At 48.4% G+C, this 774-nt stretch carries 1 pseudogene; it reads right to left on the reverse strand.

What is annotated here, in order from left to right:
- A pseudogene (locus R7P74_RS25975) lies at positions 1-772 on the reverse strand (chromosome partitioning protein ParA); the annotation flags it as partial.
- Positions 773-774 lie beyond the last annotated feature (2 nt).

Here is a 774-nt window from a genome sequence, read left to right on the forward strand (position 1 = left end):
TAATCGGCTCGACAATATCTTCCGTAATTTGGTGATTCGGTGATATGAAGCAACCTTGAAAATGGTCGCCAACACTCGGGTGTTCAATTAACGAATCTTTGGTGATGGTGAATCGGGTTTCACCAAATGGGGGGCGATATTTGGGGTGATGTTTATAGCGCAGATCGTAGGCGCAAGCGCGGCCCTGCCAATCTTTCTTTTTGATCACGATGTTTTTGAACGTGATGCCGCGAGGTTCAAAGATGATCTCATCAGAGGCAAAGTTTTCCTCAATGTACTGCTGGCTTTCGTTCAAGTGATCAATCGCCTCATCGACAGAAACCCAGTCGAGGTTGAGATGTCGTTTAGCGTCATCCAGATAATTGAGATCGAGACTCTTGAGCTGGCTTTGAATGCGAGGATCAGACACCACCCGGTTGGCTAAGACAATTTCCTCACGATTCTCAGGCGTGCTGTCGAGAGAAAGCAGCAGACGCGTCATATTGATGCTGCGGCTGGGTTTGGTTGTCGCCATCGTTGGCGTAAGCACTTCTTGGCTCGATAAGGTTGTCAGCAGATAACCTTTGTCATCGTTACCAAGGAAGAAGCTGATCACATCACCTGGTTGGTAGTGAAATGCGCCTTGCTGAGTGACTCCTGTGATATTGGAACTGGTTTTGTAATACAGGCCAGTCACTGGAGAGTCGATAAAGTAGCCTTGCTTCAAGGTTGAAGCTGGCGGGTGTGAAGTGGCTGCAGAAGCATCTGCCGCCAAAGTGGACGTAGCTGTCAATG

The organism is Vibrio sp. 2033 (genome assembly GCF_033339735.1).